General features: G+C 74.1%; 16 protein-coding genes and 1 pseudogene. 6 read left to right on the top strand and 11 right to left on the bottom strand.

Annotated elements, in window-relative coordinates:
* Nucleotides 1–5 precede the first annotated feature (5 nt).
* The 4 genes from LCG91_RS02585 (at nt 6) to LCG91_RS02570 (ending at nt 4760) form a co-directional block, all read left to right on the top strand.
* On the top strand, nt 6–692 hold the full coding sequence (locus LCG91_RS02585) for a TetR/AcrR family transcriptional regulator (protein ID WP_224442383.1): 687 nt from the start codon (nt 6–8) through the stop codon (nt 690–692).
* Entirely contained in the window at nt 689–1405 is a 717-nt protein-coding gene (locus LCG91_RS02580) for a hypothetical protein (RefSeq protein WP_058749758.1), read from the top strand. Before LCG91_RS02585 ends, LCG91_RS02580 begins: the two co-directional genes overlap by 4 nt.
* Nucleotides 1402–3471: a YhgE/Pip family protein gene (locus tag LCG91_RS02575; protein ID WP_224442382.1), complete on the top strand. Its 2070-nt coding sequence runs from the start codon at nt 1402–1404 to the stop codon at nt 3469–3471. Before LCG91_RS02580 ends, LCG91_RS02575 begins: the two co-directional genes overlap by 4 nt.
* A 269-nt stretch (nt 3472–3740) precedes the next feature.
* Nucleotides 3741–4760 (top strand): LacI family DNA-binding transcriptional regulator, encoded by a 1020-nt coding sequence (locus tag LCG91_RS02570; protein WP_224442381.1) that lies wholly within the window; start codon nt 3741–3743, stop codon nt 4758–4760.
* Between the two features lie 23 nt (nt 4761–4783).
* Here LCG91_RS02570 and LCG91_RS02565 read toward each other — a convergent pair whose 3' ends face one another.
* Genes LCG91_RS02565 through LCG91_RS02550 form a run of 4 tightly spaced genes read right to left on the bottom strand, consistent with a single transcriptional unit; the run spans nt 4784 to nt 7788 of the window.
* Nucleotides 4784–5425: a TrmH family RNA methyltransferase gene (locus tag LCG91_RS02565; protein WP_224442380.1), complete on the bottom strand. Its 642-nt coding sequence runs from the start codon at nt 5423–5425 to the stop codon at nt 4784–4786.
* Nucleotides 5422–6114: a hypothetical protein gene (locus LCG91_RS02560; protein ID WP_224442379.1), complete on the bottom strand. Its 693-nt coding sequence runs from the start codon at nt 6112–6114 to the stop codon at nt 5422–5424. The genes LCG91_RS02565 and LCG91_RS02560 overlap by 4 nt, the downstream gene beginning before the upstream one ends.
* Nucleotides 6115–6163: 49 nt before the next feature.
* Nucleotides 6164–7030, bottom strand: coding sequence for a DUF3592 domain-containing protein (locus tag LCG91_RS02555; RefSeq protein WP_224442378.1), 867 nt, complete (start codon nt 7028–7030; stop codon nt 6164–6166).
* On the bottom strand, nt 7027–7788 hold the full coding sequence (locus LCG91_RS02550) for a TetR/AcrR family transcriptional regulator (RefSeq protein WP_224442377.1): 762 nt from the start codon (nt 7786–7788) through the stop codon (nt 7027–7029). The genes LCG91_RS02555 and LCG91_RS02550 overlap by 4 nt, the downstream gene beginning before the upstream one ends.
* A 138-nt stretch (nt 7789–7926) precedes the next feature.
* Here LCG91_RS02550 and LCG91_RS02545 point away from each other — a divergent pair.
* Nucleotides 7927–8725: pseudogene (locus LCG91_RS02545) on the top strand (HAD-IIA family hydrolase).
* 25 nt (nt 8726–8750) lie between these two features.
* Here LCG91_RS02545 and LCG91_RS02540 read toward each other — a convergent pair.
* The 5 genes from LCG91_RS02540 to LCG91_RS02520 all read right to left on the bottom strand — a co-directional run bounded on the left by LCG91_RS02540 (nt 8751) and on the right by LCG91_RS02520 (nt 15289).
* A complete protein-coding gene (locus LCG91_RS02540; RefSeq protein WP_224442376.1) occupies nt 8751–10208 on the bottom strand; it encodes a phytoene desaturase family protein in 1458 nt (485 codons plus the stop codon).
* Nucleotides 10205–11101 (bottom strand): UbiA family prenyltransferase, encoded by an 897-nt coding sequence (locus LCG91_RS02535; protein WP_411955824.1) that lies wholly within the window; start codon nt 11099–11101, stop codon nt 10205–10207. The genes LCG91_RS02540 and LCG91_RS02535 overlap by 4 nt, the downstream gene beginning before the upstream one ends.
* A 212-nt stretch (nt 11102–11313) precedes the next feature.
* Entirely contained in the window at nt 11314–12183 is an 870-nt protein-coding gene (locus LCG91_RS02530) for a L,D-transpeptidase (RefSeq protein WP_224442375.1), read from the bottom strand.
* 250 nt (nt 12184–12433) lie between these two features.
* Complete coding sequence (locus LCG91_RS02525; protein ID WP_224442374.1) at nt 12434–14236, bottom strand: phosphatase PAP2 family protein; 1803 nt, start codon at nt 14234–14236, stop codon at nt 12434–12436.
* A 171-nt stretch (nt 14237–14407) separates the two neighbouring features.
* Nucleotides 14408–15289 carry a CPBP family intramembrane glutamic endopeptidase gene (locus tag LCG91_RS02520; RefSeq protein WP_224442373.1) on the bottom strand — a complete coding sequence of 294 codons (882 nt, stop codon included), beginning with the start codon at nt 15287–15289 and terminating at the stop codon, nt 14408–14410.
* Between the two features lie 22 nt (nt 15290–15311).
* Here LCG91_RS02520 and LCG91_RS02515 point away from each other — a divergent pair, with 22 nt between their 5' ends.
* The gene (locus tag LCG91_RS02515) at nt 15312–16001 is read left to right on the top strand and encodes a metal-dependent transcriptional regulator (protein WP_224442372.1); all 690 of its coding nucleotides are present in this window, start codon (nt 15312–15314) and stop codon (nt 15999–16001) included.
* A 378-nt stretch (nt 16002–16379) separates the two neighbouring features.
* Here LCG91_RS02515 and LCG91_RS02510 read toward each other — a convergent pair whose 3' ends face one another.
* A complete protein-coding gene (locus LCG91_RS02510; protein ID WP_224442371.1) occupies nt 16380–17666 on the bottom strand; it encodes a sodium:proton exchanger in 1287 nt (428 codons plus the stop codon).
* A gap of 348 nt (nt 17667–18014) precedes the next feature.
* Nucleotides 18015–18659: a HEAT repeat domain-containing protein gene (locus LCG91_RS02505; protein ID WP_224442370.1), complete on the bottom strand. Its 645-nt coding sequence runs from the start codon at nt 18657–18659 to the stop codon at nt 18015–18017.
* Nucleotides 18660–18735 lie beyond the last annotated feature (76 nt).

Below are 18735 nucleotides of genomic sequence, written 5' to 3'. Positions count from 1 at the left end.
GTGTCGTGACCAGGACGACCAGGGGCGGGACCACCGCCGACCAGCCCGGGCGCGCTCCCCGACGGGACGCCGCCGAGAACCGCGCTGCCCTGATCGAGGCGGCGAAGCGCGTCCTGCAGCAGGACCCGGACGCCGGCCTCGAGACCATCGCGACCGCCGCCGGGCTCTCGCGCCGTGCGGTCTACGGACACTTCCCCTCCCGCGACGACCTGGTGCGCGAGGTCGTGACCGCCGGTGCCGCACGGATCGCCGCCGCGATGCCCGACTCGTCAGCACTCGGAGCGCTCCCGCCGGCCGCACGGCTCGCCGCCCTCGCGGTCGCGCTGTGGTCCGAGGTGTCGCACGTCCGCCCGATGGCCCGCGTGGCCGTCCGCAGCCCCTTCGCGGAGGCGGTGGCCGAGGTCTTCGCCCCGCTGCGCGCACAGGTCCGGCAGGCGTGCGCGCTCGGCATCGAGGACGGCTCGATGCGCGACGACGTCGACGCCGAGTCGCTGGCACGGCTCGTCGAGGCCGCGTGCATCGCCGTCCTCGACGAGGCCACCCGGACCGGCACGAGCGACGAGGCCGGGCGGCGCACCGTGGTGCTCTCCGCGCTCGGCACCGCCGGCATCGACTGGCGCACGGCGCTGCTGTCCGAACCGGCCGCCTCCCCCGTACCCGCACCGCAGACCGAGCAGGAGACCCGCGCATGACGCTCGAACTCGACCACGTCGGCATCGGCGACGAGCCCGGCGCCGCGCTGCCCGTCGTCTCCGCCGTCGCGGCCCCCGGGCGTCCGGGTGTCGTCGCCGTCGAGACCGAGCAGGCGCCCGTGCTCGCGTCGCTCGTCGCCGGTGGGCGGATGCGGCCCGACTCCGGCCGGGTGCTGCTCGACGGGCACGAGGACGCCGCTGCGGTCCGTGCGGCGTTCGCGCTCGTGGACACCCCCGGGGTCGCCGAGCCGTTCCCCGTCATGACGCTCCGGAAGATCGTGCGCGAGGAGCTGGCGTTCGCCGGGCAGCGGCCCTCGCGCGAGCACGTGGACACCGTGCTCGACGAGCTCGGGATGCGGGACTACGCCGACACGCACGTGCAGCGGGTCCCGACCGGCGTGCGGGTGCGGCTGCTCGTGGAGCTCGCGCTGCTGCGGGACGGGGTCACGGGCATCGTGCTCACCGCGCCCGAGCGGCACGGGGGCGCCGTGGCCGACTGGTTCGCGGTGGTGCGCGACGTCGCCCGCCGTGGCGTCACGGTCGTGCTCGTGACCTCGAAGGCCGCCGCCGACACCGTCGAGCAGCTGCTCGACACGATCCACACCGAGGGTCCCGACGACGCGACCCGGACCGACGGGGGCGAGCCGAGCCTCCAGTCCGGCCCCTCCGACCCTGCAACTCCCGCAACCGTCCCGACGGAGGCACCCGCGTGACCATCCCCTCGCTCATCCGCGCCGAGCTGGCGCGTCTCACCGCCACGCCGCTCGCCAGGCTGGCGTTCGTCGCCCTCATGGTGGTGCCGCTGCTGTACGGCGGCGCGTACCTGTGGGCGAACCGCGACCCGTACGCCAAGCTCGACCAGATCCCGGCCGCGATCGTCGACCAGGACGCCGGCGCGACGCTCGACGGCGACCGGGTCGACTACGGCAAGGACGTCGCGAAGGAGGCCATCGACGGCGGCGACTTCAAGTGGACCGAGACGACCGCGGCCGACGCGCGCTCCGGCGTGCGGAACGGCACCTACGACTTCGTCGTGACGATCCCGCACGACTTCTCCGAGCACCTGGTGTCGGCGCAGGGCGACGACCCGCAGCGGGCCGAACTCGTCATGACGACCGCGGACACGAACTCGTACCTGGCGTCGACCATCGCGGAGCAGGCGGGCAAGACCATGCGCACGGCCGTCGCCGAGCGGGTCGGCAAGCAGGCCGCGAAGACGCTGCTCGTCGGGCTCGCCGACGTGCGGGACAGCCTGGGCGACGCCGTCGACGGCGCCGGGCAGCTGGCGTCGGGGGCGACCACGGCGGCGGACGGTGCGGCGTCGCTCGCGACCGGCACCCAGCAGCTGTCGGACGGCGCCTCGCAGCTGGCGTCCGGCACCGCCTCGCTGCCGTCGCAGACCGCGCAGCTGAACGACGGCGCGCAGCAGGTCGCGTCGGGCGCCTCGACCCTGGCGTCCGGACTGCAGTCGGCCCAGCAGCAGACCGCGTCGCTGCCGTCGCAGACCGCGCAGCTGAACGACGGCGCGCAGCGGGTCGCGGCGGGCAACGCCGCGCTCGCGGACGAGGTCGACTCGGTCAGCGCCGACGTCGACGCGGTGCAGCCGATCGACGCGACCGCGGTGCTCGCCCAGATCACGGCGAACCTGCCCGAGGGCGCCACGCTGACGCAGGCGCAGCAGGACGCCATCACCAAGGCCGTCGGCGACGTGAACGGTGCCGGCGCCTCGGCCAAGCAGACCTACGCGTCGACGAAGTCCGCGGTCGACCAGCTCCGCGACGGGTCGGCGCAGGTCGCTGCCGGCACGTCCGCGCTCGCTGCGGCGTCCCCGCAGCTGGCGGACGGCATCGCGTCGGCGTCGAGCGGTGCCTCGCAGCTGGCGTCGGGCTCGTCGCAGGTCGCCGCGGGCACGTCGAAGCTCGCCGCTGCCGCGCCCACGCTGTCCTCCGGCGCCGCCTCGCTCGCCGACGGCGCGGCCTCGGCGGCGTCGGGCGCCGCTTCGCTGTCCACCGGGTTGCAGTCGCTCGAGGACGGCTCGAAGGAGCTCGCGTCGAAGCTCGACCAGGGCCGCACGAAGATCCCGGCGTCCACGGCGTCGCAGCGCAACTCGCAGGCGTCCGTCATCTCAGACCCCGTCAAGGTCGGCGACGACAACGTGGCCGCGGCGTCGAACTACGGCGCCGGCCTCGCGCCGTTCTTCATCTCGCTCGCCGCGTGGATCGGCATGTACGCGCTGTTCCTCATCCTCAAGCCGATCTCGAAGCGGGCGATCACCGCCGTGAAGAAGCCGCTGCGCGTGGTGCTCGGCGGCTGGCTGACGCCGGCGATCCTCGGGCTCGTGCAGATGGCGGCGCTGTTCCTGATCGTGCGGTTCGCGCTCGACCTCGACGTGGTGCACGCCGGACCGACGGTGGCGATCATGGTGCTCGCGTCGGCGACCTTCGCGGCGATCATCATGGCGCTCAACGTGCTGCTCGGATCGGTCGGGCAGTTCCTCGGCCTGGTGCTCATGCTCGTGCAGCTCGTCACCGCTGGCGGGACCTTCCCGTGGCAGACGCTGCCGGGGCCGTTGGCGGCGCTCCACTTCGCGCTCCCGATGACGTACTCGGTCGACGCGATCCGGCAGACGATGTACGGCGGGTCGTTCGCGGCGGTGTGGTCCGACGCGGGGGTGCTCGCGTGCTGGTTGCTCGGCGCGCTGCTCGTGTCGTACGTCGTCACCGCGCGGCAGACCCGCTCGCGGACGCTGCGCGACCTGCGGCCGAGCCTGATCGGGTAGCGCCCGGGCGCGTGCCCGGTCGGGCCCCGGCCCGGGCGGGCCCCGGTCGGGCCCCGGTCGGGCCCCGGCCCGGGCCCCGGCCCGAGCGGGCTGCACAACGGAAAGCACGTCGCACCACGTGTACGCGTGGCGCGACGTGCTTTCCGTTGTGCACGAGCACGTCGCGCCACGCGCCGCCACCCCGCCGCGACCCGCCCCGCCATGTCCTGACAACCGCGAGCGGCGGGGCGGCTACGATCGAGGGACACCACTACCGGTCGAGGGAGATCATGGGAGACGGCAGGTCCGCCACCGCAGACGGCAAACCGGCGACCATCTACGACGTCGCGGCACGCGCAGGGGTCTCGAAGTCCCTCGTCTCGCTCGTGCTCCAGCGCTCCCCCAAGGTCAGCGACCAGCGCCGCGAGGCCGTCCTCCGCGCCATCCAGGAACTCGACTACCGGCCGAGCACTGCCGCCGTCTCGCTCGCCGGGACCCGCAGCCGCACGATCGGCGTCGTGCTCGACGACTTCCGCAACCAGTGGTTCGTCGACCTGCTCACCGGCCTGCGCGAGGCCCTGCAGGACCAGGGACACCGGCTCGTGGTCGCCGACCGCTTCCTCAACACCGGGCTCGACGCGTCACCGGTCGAGGGCTTCCTGTCGATGCGCGTCGAGGGCATTGTCATCGCCGGCGAGCCCGACACCGACCTCGCGATCCCGGCGAGCATGCCGGTCGTGGTCGCCGGCGGTCGGGCGGTGCTCCCCCGCGCCGACACCGTCGCGAACGACGACCGCGCCGGAGGCCGGATGGCGGCCGAGCACCTGCTCGCCCTCGGGCACACGCGCATCGGCTTCGTCGGCGGACGCTCGGCAGCGTCCGCCGAGCGGCTCACCGGCCTGGAGGCGCGGGTCACCACCGCCCCGTCGCCCGCCTCGCTCGTCACCCACGTCATGCCCGTGGAGCCCACCGAGGAGGCCGGCGCCGAGGCGGTCGGGCACCTGCTCGACACCCACCCCGACGTGACGGCGGTGTTCGCGGCGAACGACGTGATGGCGCTCGGCGCGATGTCCGGGCTCGTCGCGCGGGGGCTGCGGGTCCCCGAGGACGTGTCGGTGATGGGCTACGACGACACCCCGCTCGCCGCGTCGTCCTACGTCGGCCTGACGAGCATCGACGACCGCAGCGTGGAGATCGGCCGCGGCGCCGGGGAGCGTCTGCTCGCCCGCATCGCCGACCCGGACGCCCCCGCACAGGAGACCCTCGTCGAGCCCCGCCTCGTCGCCCGCCGCACGACCGCCGCCCGCTGACCGCCGCCAGCCCGCCGAGCGCGTCAGTCGGTGGGCAGTTCCGCGTGCTGCACGACCCAGGCGTGCATGACGATCGCCGCAGCGGCCGAGGCGTTGATGCTCCGGGTCGATCCGAACTGCGTGATCTCGAGGTGCGCGTCAGCGCCGGCGACCGCCTCGTCGGTGAGCCCCGGCCCCTCCTGCCCGAACAGGAAGACGCAGCGCTCCGGGATCGCCGCGGTCTCGATGCGCTCGGCGCCCGGGGTGTTGTCGATCGCGACGACCGGCCGGCCCTCGTCGTGCATCGCGGCCGTGAACGCGGCGACGTCCGGGTGGTACCGCACGTGCTGGTAGCGGTCGGTGACCATCGCCCCGCGCTTGTTCCACCGCCGACGCCCGATGATGTGCACGGTGCCGGCGAGGAACGCGTTGGCACTCCGCACGATCGAACCGATGTTCAGGTCGTGCTGCCAGTTCTCGATCGCGACGTCGAAGGCGTGCCGCCGGGTGTCGAGCTCGGCGACGATCGCGTCCATCGACCAGTACCGGAAGCGGTCGACGACGTTCCGGGTGTCCCCCGTCGCCAGCAGCTCGGGGTCGAGCCGCGGGTCGTCCGGCCACGGCTCGGGGTGCGGTCCGATGCCGTTGGTCGTGGCCTCGTGCGACGGTTCGGGCTGTGCGGTCACGGTGCCCAGGGTAGGGCCGCCCCGTCGAACGGCGCCGACGAGGTCATGTCGGCGGCAGCGAGCAGGACCACCGCGGCCGCCACGGCGACGAACAGCAGCGCCGCCCGGACCCAGCGGCCGCGGAGCACCGACGCGACGAGCACGAGTGCCCCGACCCCCGCGACCGAGAGGAGCACGCCCGCGGCCGTCACCTGTGCCACGTCGTGTGCGGACGGGTCGCCGAGGAACGCCCGCACGAGCGTCACGACGATGCCGATCGCGATCGCCGGGCCGGCGAGCACGGACGACACGACCAGCGCCCCTTTCTCGAGCCCGCCGGCGAGCGGACCGAGTCGGTGCCGACGCTGCTCGGCGCGCGGCGGGAGCAGTGCGTCGAGCTCCGGTGGCAGGACCGGCAGCGCGAGGTACGACCGGAGCTCCGCCGCCGTCCGCGCACGGGCCGCGACGCGCTGGAGCAGCCGCCGTTCCCGGTCGTCGAGGAGCCCTGGTTCGGCGGCGCCCCACCGCGCGGCCTGGTCGGGGTGGCCGGCGGCCCGGTACGTCTGCACGAGGGCCCGACGCCAGGCGGGCTCGGAGGGGTCCCGCCGGGCCATCGTCGTCAGCGTCTCCCAGGCGGCGCGACGGTCACCGGCGGCGAACACGGCGAGCGCCCGCTCGACCCGCGCGTCGACACCCGGACGTCCTGTCACGGGTCCAGCGTAGGGTGCCGGCCCCGCGCCTCCCGTCCGACCACCGGTGTCAGATCGTGCCGGGGCGCAGGAATTCCTCGGGCTCGTCGCCCCTGCCGGTCGTCGTGAAGATGCGCTTGCGGTCACCGGGGCGGGCCGGGTCGTAGAGCACCGTCACCGCCTCGCCGGGCACCGGTGCCGTGCCGTGCGTGAAGCCCTCGGTGCGTTCGACCCAGCGCCGGACGCCGTGCAGGTCCACGAACGAGAACGTCCACCGCAGCAGGGTCCGGGACGCGTCGGGCGTGGTGCCGCCGCTGACGGCGGTGACCTCGCCCGTGGTGCGACGGCCGTCGGCCAGCACGTCCGTGAGCCGGGCGCGACGAGCACCGGCGCCGATCCGGGTCGTCCCGCCGGCGACGAGCGCGAGGACCGCCACGACGGTGAACAGGCCGGGGAGCCACCACACGGACGCGTACCAGATCCACGTCCCGGCGCCCCAGGTCTCGTCGTGACCGAACGTCGGGTCGACGGCCACGCCGACGCGGTCGGGCGCGGGCCACTGCGTGGTGGTCGCCCACCAGGTGCAGGCGGTGGCGCCGACGAGCCACAGCGGCAGCGGTCCGGGGCCGACCATGTCGGTGGTGCGTCCGGACCAGCGGTGGTTCCACCTCGTGTGGACGCCGACGGCCACCAGGGTGGCGACGACGGCCACGGGAGCCGCCCACAGGTGGGGGTCCGGGTCGGGGCTGTCGGAGAAGACGCTGTTCACCATCGCCGTCCGGACGCGCAGGACGAACCCGGAGACCGCGAGTCCACCGACGGCGCCCGCGGCGACGACGAGGACGGCGCCGACGACGGTCATCGTCAGGGCGGTGGTCGATCCGCGGTACCGGGCCTCGCGCTCGCGGCGGACCTGCTGCGGGTCGACCGTGCTCACGACGTGGTGGTGCCGTGCGCGGCGGCGTCTCCGCCGTGGGTGCCGTGCGCGGCGACGTCTCCGCGGCGGGGTCCGTGCGCGGCGACGCGGGCCTCGATGCCGGCGGTGATGATCTCGAGGCCGAGTGTGAAGCGGTCGTCGTAGGAGTGCTCGCCGAGGATCTCGCCGACGACCCGGTGCCGCTCGGGGCGGCCTGCGTCGGAGTCGCCGCGGCCGACCTGCACGCCGGCGTGCCCGACGACGAAGTCGTAGACGACGAAGAACGCGTACATGGCCTCGCGCTGCGGCAGGCCGGCCTGCTGCAGGGCGCCGACGACCTTGGCCACGACGGCGTCGGACTCGGTGGAGGCGAGCGGGGCACGCTGGCTGTGGGACTCGAGCACCAGGGGATGGGTGCGCATGAGGTCGCGGAAGGTGCAGGCGAAGACGTGCAGGACCGAGCGCCAGTCGTCCGGCCAGACGAAGGTCGCGGTGAACTCGTCGACGGTGCGGCGGACGAGCTCGGCGTGCAGGTCGTCGAGGCCGCCGATCGTCCGGTGCACGGTCATCGGCGCGACGCCGAGGCGGGCACCGAGTGCGCGGAAGGACAGGCGGTCGAGCCCCTCCTCGTTCGCGATGGCGGTTGCGGCGTCGACCACCTGCTCGCGGCTCAGGACGTTCGGGCGTCCGCGGCGGCGCCGGGGTGCGGAGTCGGCGGCGGTGCTGCCGGCGGCGGCGGCGCGCGGCTGGGCGGTCGGGTTGCCGGGGTCGACGAGCACGGGGAGGCCTCCTTGATCCGGTACGTGTCCCGAAAATCGTAGCCCAAAGCCGAACTGCGCTCGGTGTCCGGTCGGCCAGTTCTCCACAGCCGGGTGACCATCGGGTTCGGCGCGCAGTGGTGCCAGTACGCTGACGCCATGGCGACCCGCGACGAAGTCGAGTGCTGGCTGACCGACATGGACGGCGTGCTCGTCCACGAGAACCAGGCACTGCCGGGGGGCTCCCGAGCTCATCCAGCAGTGGTTGGACGAGGGGACCGAGTTCCTCGTCCTGACGAACAACTCGATCTTCACGCCCCGTGACCTCAGCGCCCGGCTGCGGTGGTCGGGGCTCGAGGTGCCCGAGGAACGCATCTGGACGTCAGCTCTGGCCACGGCGGACTTCTGCCGCTCGCAGATGCCCGGGGGCTCGGCGTTCGTGATCGGCGAGGCCGGCATGACGACGGCGCTGCACGAGGCCGGGTTCATCATGACCGAGACCGCGCCGGACTACGTCGTCGTCGGTGAGACCCGCAACTACTCGTTCGAGGCGATCACGAAGGCCGTCCGGCTCATCCGTGACGGCGCACGGTTCATCGTGACGAACCCGGACGCGACCGGGCCGAGCGCCGAAGGGGTCCTGCCGGCGACCGGGGCGATCGCCGCGATGATCGAGAAGGCCACCGGCAAGCAGCCGTACGTCGTCGGCAAGCCGAACCCAATGATGTTCCGCTCGGCGATGAACCGGATCGGGGCGCACTCCGAGAACACCGGCATGATCGGCGACCGGATGGACACCGACGTGCAGGCCGGCATCGAGGCAGGGCTCCACACCGTCCTCGTGATGACGGGCATCAGCGACCAGGCGGAGATCGACCGCTACCCGTTCCGCCCGAGCGAGGTCATCGCGGGCGTGCACGAGCTCGTCCGCGCCGAGCCGATCGAGGTCGAGCTGTAGCGGAGCAGCCGGACCGGGACCGCGCTCAGGCCGGGTTCGACCGGAGCAGTCGCTGCGTCGCGATCATCGTTCCACCGAGCACCGCCGGGATCCCGCCACCGGGGTGCACCGATGCGCCCACCCGCCACAGCCAGGGCCGCCACCGGTCGTGGTAGGTCGGCCGGTGGAACGGGCCGCTCTGCCACGGCGGTCGCGCGGCCCCGTAGAGCGCCCCGTGCGGTTCGCCCCCGGTGCCGTAGTACGCCGGGTCGAGGACCACGTGGTCGTCGAGCAGGTCCGTGACCGGCCGGTCGAGGCCGAGCGCCGTCGACACGCGCTCGACCTCGCGCCGCACGAAGGGGTGGTCGACCGTGTAGTGCGCGCCGTCCGCGGGTGCGGTGAGCAGCACCCCCACGGTGCCGTGCGGGTTCGGGGAGAGCTCACCCGCGCGGTAGTGGTTGACGAACACCATGGTGTCCGCCGGCTCGTCGCCCGCCTCGAGGCTCCGGTGCAGTGCGTCCGGCTTCGTCGGCAGCACCACGCTGTGCGTCGCCAGGCCCTCCGGGAGCTCCTCGCAGAGCACGCCGTACAGGGCGACGGCGCTGCAGGACAGCGCGCGGGAACGCGAGCGGGACAGCGCCCCGGAGAGCGGCCCGGACAGTGACGACCCCGGGGACGGACCGGCCAGCGCGGCCAGCCGGTCGGCGTCGAGCGCACTGACCACTAGGTCGGCGACGTGGCGTCCACCCTCGGTGGTGACGCCGCCGCGGTCGATGTGGGTGACGGCCTCGCCGGTGCGGACGTCGACCCCCGCTGCCTCGGCCAGTCGCTGCAGGGCGAGCACGACCTCGTACACGCCACCCTCCGGCACCCAGGCACCGGTCTCCGCCATGATCGCCGGCATGCTCGCGTACAGCGCCGGGGTGCGCGCCGGGGACACCCCCGCGTTCAGCGTGTGGATGGCGATGATCTCGCGCAGCCCGTCCGGGAGCCAGGGCAACCCGTCGAGGTACGCGCGCGTGGTGAGCCGCGAGCCGTAGACCGACAGCAGTCGGCGGACGGCCGGCAAGGCAGCCCGGTCGAGCGGGTCGGCGAGCAGCAGCCGGGTGACGTCGTCGGCGAGCGGCGCGTGCAGGTCGGCGAACCGTCGCCATGCCGGGTACCAGGGGTGGTCGGGTGCGACCGGCAGCGCGGTCTCCTCACCCCGGTGGAAGTACCGCCCCACCTCGGGCATGCGCACCAGGTCGAGGTGCCCGTCCTCGAGCACACGACCGCTGCCGCCCGGGCCGTCCCCGAGCCGCCGCAGCAGCTCGTCCCAGACCGCGGGGAAGGTGACGAGCGACGGGCCCGTGTCGATCCGGTCCTCGCCGAGCTGGATGCGCCGACTCTTGCCGCCGAGCCGGTCCGAGGCCTCGAGCAGGGTCACCCGGTGCCCCGCTTGGGCGAGCAGGGCGGCTGCGGCGAGACCACCGATCCCGCCTCCGACGACGACGATGCGACTCACCGGGAACCTCCGAGCACGATGGACACCAGGAGCAGCACCCCGGCGAAGGACCCCGCGATGTACGGGAAGGCGACCGACAGGCGGTACAGGCGGTGGCCGGTCTCCGGCGTCGGGTCGCGCAGCAAGCGCACGACGAGGACACCGGCGATGAGCAGGTTGACGGCGGCGACCGGCAGGCTGACCAGGGCGAACAACACCGTCGACACGAGCCACCACGCCCCGCTCCACAGGGCGGTGCCCCTGGGCCCGAGCCGGACCGCGGTCGTGGTGATGCCCGCGTCGCGGTCCTCGACGATGTCCTGGACGGCGTCGAAGGCGTGCTTGGCGACGCTCCAGGCCATCAGGCCGACGGCGGCGGGCCACACCGGCTGGTCGCCGAGTGCGAACGGCACGATGACCAGCGGCAGCGCGTAGGCGGCGTTGCTGAGCGAGTCGAACCACGGCCGGGCCTTGAACCGCAGCGGTGGCGCCGAGTAGCAGACGAAGACCACGGCGTAGAGCAGGATCGCGGCGGTCGCGAGCGGCGGCAGCGTGACCGCGAAGGCGACGAGGAACGGCACGTTGGTCACGGCGACGGCCCAGAGGATGAGCCGCACCTCCGACTGCCGGATCCGCGCCCCCTCGATGGAGCCCTTGCGCGGGTTCGTCGCGTCGGTGTCCTGGTCGAAGACGTCGTTCACGCCGTAGATGAGCAGGTTGAACGGCAGGGTCAGCCAGATCAGGACCGGCAGCGCCCGCACGTCGAACAGCGCACCGGTGAGCCAGACGGCGACGAGCCCCGAGCCGATCGTGTTGATCCACAGGACCGGCCGCGAGATGTGGACCAGCCGGCGCACGGACGCACCGGCCCCGGACAGCACGGTGCGGGGCATCGGTCCGGTCCCGTCGGTCACCGGCCCGAGCGTACCCGCCGCCCCCCGACCGACGGCCCGCGGTGCGCACCAGGACGCGGCTCACGGCGCAGGGCTCACGGCTCGAGTGGTCCGCGAAAGCGACAGAACGCGCGCAACCGTTCGCGGCGGTCTGTCGCTCTCGCGGAAGAATCGAGGCACACCGGCGCCGACACGGCACCGGGCCGGGACCGGCGCCGGGACCGGCGCGGCCGCTACTCCACCGTCACGAGCGTCCCGAGCGGCAGCGCGTCGATCGCGGCGACCCCGTCGGCGGACAGCCGGACGCACCCGTGCGACACCGCCCCCGAAGCCGCCGCGTTCCAGTGCAGCCCGATGAGCCCGCCGTCCGACCCGCCGTACGGCTCGTCGTCCGCACTCGAGTGCAGCGACGTCAGCTGGATCGGGTGGTCGCCCGTCCCCTGCGAGGGGTCGACGTACCGCTGCTCCAGGTAGCCCGTCACCCCGGTCGGCGTCGGGGTGTCCGTCGTGCCGACCCCGGCGGGGAAGCTCCGGGACACCTGTCCGGTCGACGACACGATCGACACGGTCTGGTCCGTCGTCGAGATCACCACGTGCGACGTCGGTGTCGCCTGCTGCTCGAGCGTCGCCGCGGGCACCCACGCGGCGGTCTGCGCGGCGGCGTGCCCGCCCGCCGTCGAGGGCAGCGCCTGCCGTGCCGGCGTGAGGACGAGCTCCCACGCCCCCTCGCGCCGCAGGCCCACCACCGTGGTCGGCTGGCCGAGGAAGTCCGTGGCCGCGAAGCGTGCGACGGGGTGCTGCCGGTCGCTCCCGAACAGCGGGGCGTCGGCGCGGAGGCGGAAGACCTCGGCGGAGGACACGGTCCGGTCGACGGGCAGCAGGCCGCCGACCACGGCCGAGTAGCGGGCTTCGGGCAGTGCGGCGAGCGCCGCTGCGTCGACCGCGGGCACGGCCGGTGCAGTACTCGCGGTCGAAGTGGGGCGGTGGGTCGTCGCCGGGACGGCCTCGCCGCCGGTGGCGCCGGTCAGCGCGGGCACCGCGATCGCGGCGGCGGCGACCACGACGGCGGCGCCGACGGTGGTCCAGGTCTTGCGGTGCGGCACGGGGATCTCCGGTGGTGCGAGAGGTGGGAAGCGGGACGACGGACGGGAGGAGCGGGGCGGGCCGGCCACGCGCCTCCCGCCCGGTCGATGCGGACGGGAGGAGCGGGTCGGGCCGGCCACGTGCCTCCCGTCCGGTGGATGCGGACGGGAGGAGCGGGGCGGACCGGCCACGTGCCTCCCGTCCGGTGGATGCGGACGGGAGGAGCGGGCCGGGCCTGCCACGTGCCTCCCGTCCGTCGGTGGGCGGGTGTCAGCCGCTGACGACCGGCAGGTGTACGCCGGCGGGGACCGTGCCGGTGGTGCCGGCGCTGCCGGTCCCCGTGCCCGTCCCACCGGTCGAGCCACCCGCGCTCGGCGCCGCCGTCACGTCGATCGCGAGCGGCGTCACGAGCACCGAGTCGCCGGACGCGTCGACCAGGTCGAGCGTGTGCGCGCCGACCGTGGTGTCCGCGGGGATCGTCACCGAGCCGGTCGCGGTGCCGTCGGCACCGACCGTGAGCGTGCCGACCTCGACCGGGTCGGACCGCAGGACGACCTGCAGGGTGGCGCCGGCGGGCAGTCCGGTGCCGGCGAGGGCGATCGCCTTGCCGGCCTGCACGGAAGTGCCCTCGGGGGCGGTCAGCACACCGGAGACGACGCGGGCCTGGCCACCGGTCGAGACGACCGTCGCGGTGCCGTCCGCGCTCACGGCGACGGTCGCGCTCGTCGCGGCCGCCAGGTCGAGACGCTCCCACGAGCCGTTCGCGGTGCCGGACTGGTCGAGCGGGTAGCCCGAGGCGATCTCGGTCTGCGCGAGCACCTGCGTGCGCTGCGCGTCGGTCAGGGTCGGGAAGGTCGACAGCAGCAGGTTCGACGCGCCGGTCGGGACCGACGGGGCGAGCCCTGCGGTGCCGGTCTTCGCGAAGCCGTAGGTCATGCGCTCGCGGTAGACCTGCACGGCCGAGGCACGGTCGGTGACGACCTGCGCGGTGCCGCCGGGCATCGCCTGGCCGCCGTAGGGGTCGTCGGTGTACGGCTTCTCCGCCGCGATGCACTCCGCCAGGGTCCCGCCGCACTGCGCCTCGAGGTACTTCGTCAGCTCGGCACGGGCCGGCTCGAGGACCTCGGTGCGGTACTGCGTGTCGGACCAGCGGGCGGCCAGGGCGGCCTCGCCGTCGATGCGTCCACCCATGATGTCGAGCGGGTAGTGCACGCCGAGGACGATGCGGTCGTTGCCGGCCTCGGAGGCGCGGGCGAGGATCTCCGGCGCGAGCTCGGGCACGAGCGTGGCGAGGGTGATGCCCGCCTGGTAGGCCGTGGTGGTGTGCCCGGACGGGTACGAGCCGCCGGTGCAGATGCCCTTCTGGCCGTAGCCGGCGTCGAGCACGACGTCGTTCGGCGAGAACTCGTGCGTGGTGTCGGTCGTGGCCGGCACGCGCGTGATCGTGAGGTTGCCTTTCGCGTCCGCCCAGGCCTTGCCGGTGCGGTTCGCGGCGAGCGACGAGGCGTTCACGGTCGCCGGGTTGCAGCTCGCGGTGTCGTCGCCCGCGGGCAGCGTCGCCTGGGGGTCCGACGGCAGGTACGGCCGCGGGTAGCTGTAGTGCGCCTTAGCGTCACCGGTGCCGACGTAGGCACCGCTCGTGCCGTTCGACGAGTTGATGAGGGCGTTCACGAGCGGGAGGTCGCCGTCGTTGCGTCCCTGCACGAACAACTTGCTCAGCACGTCGCCGAGGCCCTGCGACACCGTGAACGACTGGTCGTACGCGGTGCCGGCGGCGTTGTTGTACTCGGCGTCCTGCAGCGCCCGGAACTGCTGAGCCTTCGTGGCGTGCTGGTTGATCCACGAGGTGAGCTGGTCGTTCGTCGCCAGGGTCGCCGGGTCGTTCACGGTGCCGTGCAGGTCGTTCTTCCCGCTCGACGTCCAGTACTGGTCGTAGCCGTTCAGCAGCGACACGAGGTCGGGCTTGGTGGAGTCGCTCGGGTACGTCGCGGCCTGGGCGGCGAGCGGCGACCCGACGACGAGTGCCGTCGCGACGGCGGCGACGGTCACTCCGCGGAGGGCGGATCTGCGCATGTGGTGGTGGTCGCCCGGAGGCGACGCCCCTTCCTGTTGTACCGGTGTGGAAACAGGGTGAACCTAGGGACGGGTGGTTGCCGGACGGCGAACGGCCCCCCACCCGGGGGTGAACCGCGCCCGAGGCTGTGCGCATTCGCAGCGCCCGGCGTCCGCCGGAGGGCGGTCGCGTCAGACGGCGGACGGGAGGCGCGGCTCGTCCACCTGCACCGCGAGCGCCCCCATGGGCGGGACCGTCCGCCACCGGCGCCCGAGGCGACGGCCCCGGTCGTCCCGCCACGCGACCACGCCGCCGGCGGCCACCCCGAGGGCGAGCACCGCGAAGGCGAACAGCCCGATGACCCCGGCGGGCACCATCCGCACCAGGTCCCCGGTCGGCACGGTCGCCGACACCGCGATCGACCCGAAGTCCCAGCAGGCGTGCAGCAGCACGGGCGCGAGCAGGCTGCCGGTCACCCGCCGAGCCAGGTACAGCGTCGACCCGAACGACGCCGCGAACACGACCTGCACCACGGTCACCCCGACCCCGGCACCGGCGAGGACGTTGAGGAAGTGCAGCAGCCCGAACAGCACGCAGGACCCGATCCACCCACCGAACTCGGGCAACCGCCGCCGGAGTCCGACGAGCAGGACGCCGCGGGTGAGCAGCTCCTCGAACACCCCGACGAAGAGCACCCCGACCGCGAGCAGCACGAAGTACCCGACCGGCTGCGCGTCCCACTCGACGAGCGGTAGCCGCGCGAGGCAGACCGCGGCGATCAGGGCCGGCGCGGTGAGCGTCCAGCGGAGCGTGGTCCGGCGCCGGTCGACGGTCGCGATCGGCCACCAGCCCAGGGCGGTGACGTAGGCGCAGAGCACGAGCACCGCGATGCCCTCGGGCAGCACGAGCGCCCCGACGACGCTCTCGACCGTCTGCCCGAGCGTGCCGTAGTCGTCGCTCGGCCGCGAGCGCCAGGCGCTGACGGCCGCGAAGGCGACGAGCGGCGCGAGACCGAGCAGGAGCGACGCGGGCACCGGCCAGCGGCGACGCCGGACGGGTGCCGTCGTGGTCACCCGTCGTCCGTACCATTGACGCATGCGCCTGCCCTCCCTCTCCACCATGGCAGAGGACTACGTGAAGCTCGTGTGGAAGGCCGGCGAGCGTGGCGGCGAGGGACTCGCGACGCGGGACATCGCGGCGGCGCTCGGGGTCTCGGCCTCGACGGTGTCGGGCAACCTCCGGAAGCTCGACCGCGACGGCCTCATCGAGCACACCCCCTACTACGGGGTCGTGCTCACCCCGCTCGGGCAGCAGGTCGCCGTGGCGATGGTCCGACGCCACCGGCTCATCGAGACCTACCTGGTGCAGCGGCTGGGCTACTCGTGGGACGAGGTCCACACCGAGGCCGAGGCCCTCGAGCACGCGGTGTCGGAGACGTTCCTCGACCGGGTGGACGCCGACCTGGGCCACCCGACGCACGACCCGCACGGCGACCCGATCCCCGCGGCGGACGGCACCGTGCCGTCGTCCCCGGGGACACTGCTCGGGTCGATCGAGCCCGGCGCGTGCGGGATCGTCGACCGGGTGTCCGACGACGACCCGGCCCTGCTCCGGTACTTCGACGAGCTCGGGGTCGCGCTCGGGACGCACCTGCGGGTCGAGCGCGTGCGGGACTACGCGGGCGTGATCGCGGTCGCGCGCCGGTCCCCCGACGGCGAGGAGTCCCTCGTCGACCTCCCCGCCGCAGCCGCCTCGGCCATCTGGCTCGCTCCCGACGCCGACTGACGGCCGTTCGGCGGCGCCGGCCCCGCACCCGCCGGCGGTCGCGCCAGCACTGTTCTGGTCGCAGGACGTGCCGCTCACCTCCGCCACGGACGGCACGTCGTGCAACCTGAACGCCCGCCGACGGCACGTCGTGCGACCGGGACCGGCGAGCCGGTGGCGCCGACCGCGCACCCACCGGACGGGAGGACCGGCGCCAGCCCGCCCCGCGCCTCCAGACCCAGGGACCCGGTCGCACGACGTGCCGCTCACCTCCGCCACGGACGGCACGTCGTGCGACCGGAACGCCCGCCGACGGCACGTCGTGCGACCAGAGCGCTCGGCGCGCGGAACGCCCGTCCCGCGGCCCGCCCGCCGCGCGGCCCGCCGGTCCCGCCGCCGCTAGGCGCCGGTCGCAACCGCCCGCCGGAACGGGGCCCGCAGCGTCGGCAGGATCGACGCCCGGTTCACCCACAGCACCACGAGCGCCGCGACCACGTGCACGCCGCTCAACACCCACCGCCCGCTGGTGTCCGTCACGACGAACTGCACCGCGAACAGCGCCACGAGGGCGATCGCCGACCACCGGTGGAAGCGCAGCGCGATGATGATCGCCACGCCCAGCACGGTCTGCGACGCGGTGAGGACGAACTCCTCGACCTGCCGTCCGTCGAGCGGCAGCCCGCCCGAGGTCCCACCACCGAGCACGTGCGCGATCGGCAACGAGCCGACGAGCAGCGACCACTGGTTGACCTTCGACGCGATGAGCGTCCCGATCGCCGCACCACCCATCCCCCGCAGCGCGAAGAGCGCGGCGACGATGAACTCGGGCGCCTCGGTCGCCAGCGGCGCGAGCCACTGCACGAGGAAGTAGCTGTCGACGCCGAGGGCGCTGCCCGATGCGACGAGGGCCTCGGCGAACGGCTCCGCGGACGACAGGATGACGGCGGCGGCCACGACGAACAGGGCCACGATCGTCCACCGGCGCGCACGCTGTGGCATCGAGGCGATGTTCCCCGCCATGCCGACCATCTCCTCGTCGTCGCCGTCGTCCGGCGCCTGCGAGGCACGCCACAGGTACGCCACGAAGGCGGCGAGCAGCACGAACCCGAACCACAGCGGGATCGAGCCCATCAGCGGGATGAGGAACGCGACGACCGCCAGCAGCGCCAGGAACCCGATGTCGAGCCGCGAGGACTGCTCGAGCTGCAGCACCCTCGTGGCCGACCTCGGCAGGGTCCCGGCACGGACGTACCGGCGGGCGACGAGCAGCGAGATCACCACGACGAGGGGCCAGCCGAACCCGAGCAGCAGCCGGTTCGACCCGGTCATGTTCGCGGCGGCGAACTGCTCGTACGACGGGTCGTACCCGGAGCGGAACGCGTAGTACAGGTCGACGGCGTACTCGGGCAGCACGGCGATGAGGGCGAGGATCGCGATCGCGAGCGCGCCGGAGATGTCCTTCTGGGCGGCCTCGGCGGCCCAGGCGAGCAGGAACGAGGCGGCGACGACCGCGCCGCCGAAGACGAGCAGGTCGACGACGGGGTTCGGGGCGAAGCCGGTGACGCGGAAGACGACGGCGGGCAGGGCGATCACGATGCAGATCGCGATGCGCCCCCAGGCGCTGCGGCTCATGCGGGCGGTCGGTGCGCCGGCCTCGGCGGCGCGGACGGGTGCGGTGTCGATCACGGGGTGGTCCCTTGGTCGGGCCGCACCGATCGCGCAGGGGTGGGGAGCGCTTCGGCACGGCAGGACGGCCGAAGGTCTCGCTCGCCCGCCGGGTGGGACCGGCAGGTGGTGCACCGGGCCGATCATCCTGATGGCCAGTGTGTCGATGCACGCGCTGGGAGCTACTCCCCTTCGACACCCACCTTGGCGCGCTCCGATCGGCGCGCGCAAGCCGATCGGACCTGTTCGTCGACCCGAATCCGGGTCTTCCGCAGCCCGCCCCGGAACGGCGGGACCGGCGCGCACGGACCACGTGACGGACGGGAGGCTCGTGGCGGCGCGGCCACGGGCCTCCCGTCCGTCACCCGGTCACCCCGATGCGCGCTTGCCGCGTCCGAGCGCCATCTCACGTCGTGCGCGCTCGAGCGCGAGGGCCGACCCGGCGTCGGGGTCGGCGAGCAGGCGCTCGGTCTCGGCGACGTGCTCGCGCACGGCTGCACCGCGACGCTCCGCGGCGTCCGTCAGGACGGGGGCGACGACGTCCTCACCGAGCGTGACGAGCGCCCGACTGAGCGCGAGCCGGGTCTCCCGGTCGCCCTGGCCGAGCTCGCGGGCCAGCCGTCGGGCGAGGGCGGGTCCCTCGTCGCCGGGTGCGAGCAGGACGGCCGCACGCCAGGCCGTCCGACGCACGCCGGGATCGTCGTCGCCGAGCCGCTCGGCGACCTCGGGGTACACGGACGCGTCACGGATCTTCGACAGGGTGTGGAGCGCCTGCGACCGTGCCTGTGCCTCGGGGCGGTGCAGCTCGTCGAGCAGCCGGGGCACGACGGTCTCCGCGGGCAGCCGGACGAGTGCCCAGGTCAGGGCCTCGCGCACCTGCAGGTCGGGCTCGACGGCGCAGCGCCCGACGAGCACCTCGAGGTCCTCGACCCGTGCGTCGGTACCGGCGGCCATCACGGCGCGGAGCCGGACGGACGAGCGGGGGTCGGTGAGGTCGTCGGCGAGGGTGGTCATGCCCTCATGCAACACCGGGAACCCGCTGGCGACGTGCACGGAACCGGGGCATAGCGTGGACGGGACCCGTACCGCA

The sequence above is a fragment of the Curtobacterium sp. TXMA1 genome, assembly GCF_020162095.1.
GTDB lineage: Bacteria > Actinomycetota > Actinomycetes > Actinomycetales > Microbacteriaceae > Curtobacterium.
The sequence above is the reverse complement of the archived record's forward strand: the minus strand, read 5'-3'. Positions and strand labels throughout refer to the sequence as shown.

Coding starts and splice junctions, on each gene's coding strand:
- LCG91_RS02580 (WP_058749758.1), top strand. CDS start 689: ATGACGCTCGAACTCGACCACGTCGGCATCGGCGACGAGCCCGGCGCC.
- LCG91_RS02505 (WP_224442370.1), bottom strand. CDS start 18,659: ATGACCACCCTCGCCGACGACCTCACCGACCCCCGCTCGTCCGTCCGG.
- LCG91_RS02515 (WP_224442372.1), top strand. CDS start 15,312: ATGCGCCTGCCCTCCCTCTCCACCATGGCAGAGGACTACGTGAAGCTC.
- LCG91_RS02525 (WP_224442374.1), bottom strand. CDS start 14,236: ATGCGCAGATCCGCCCTCCGCGGAGTGACCGTCGCCGCCGTCGCGACG.
- LCG91_RS02570 (WP_224442381.1), top strand. CDS start 3,741: ATGGGAGACGGCAGGTCCGCCACCGCAGACGGCAAACCGGCGACCATC.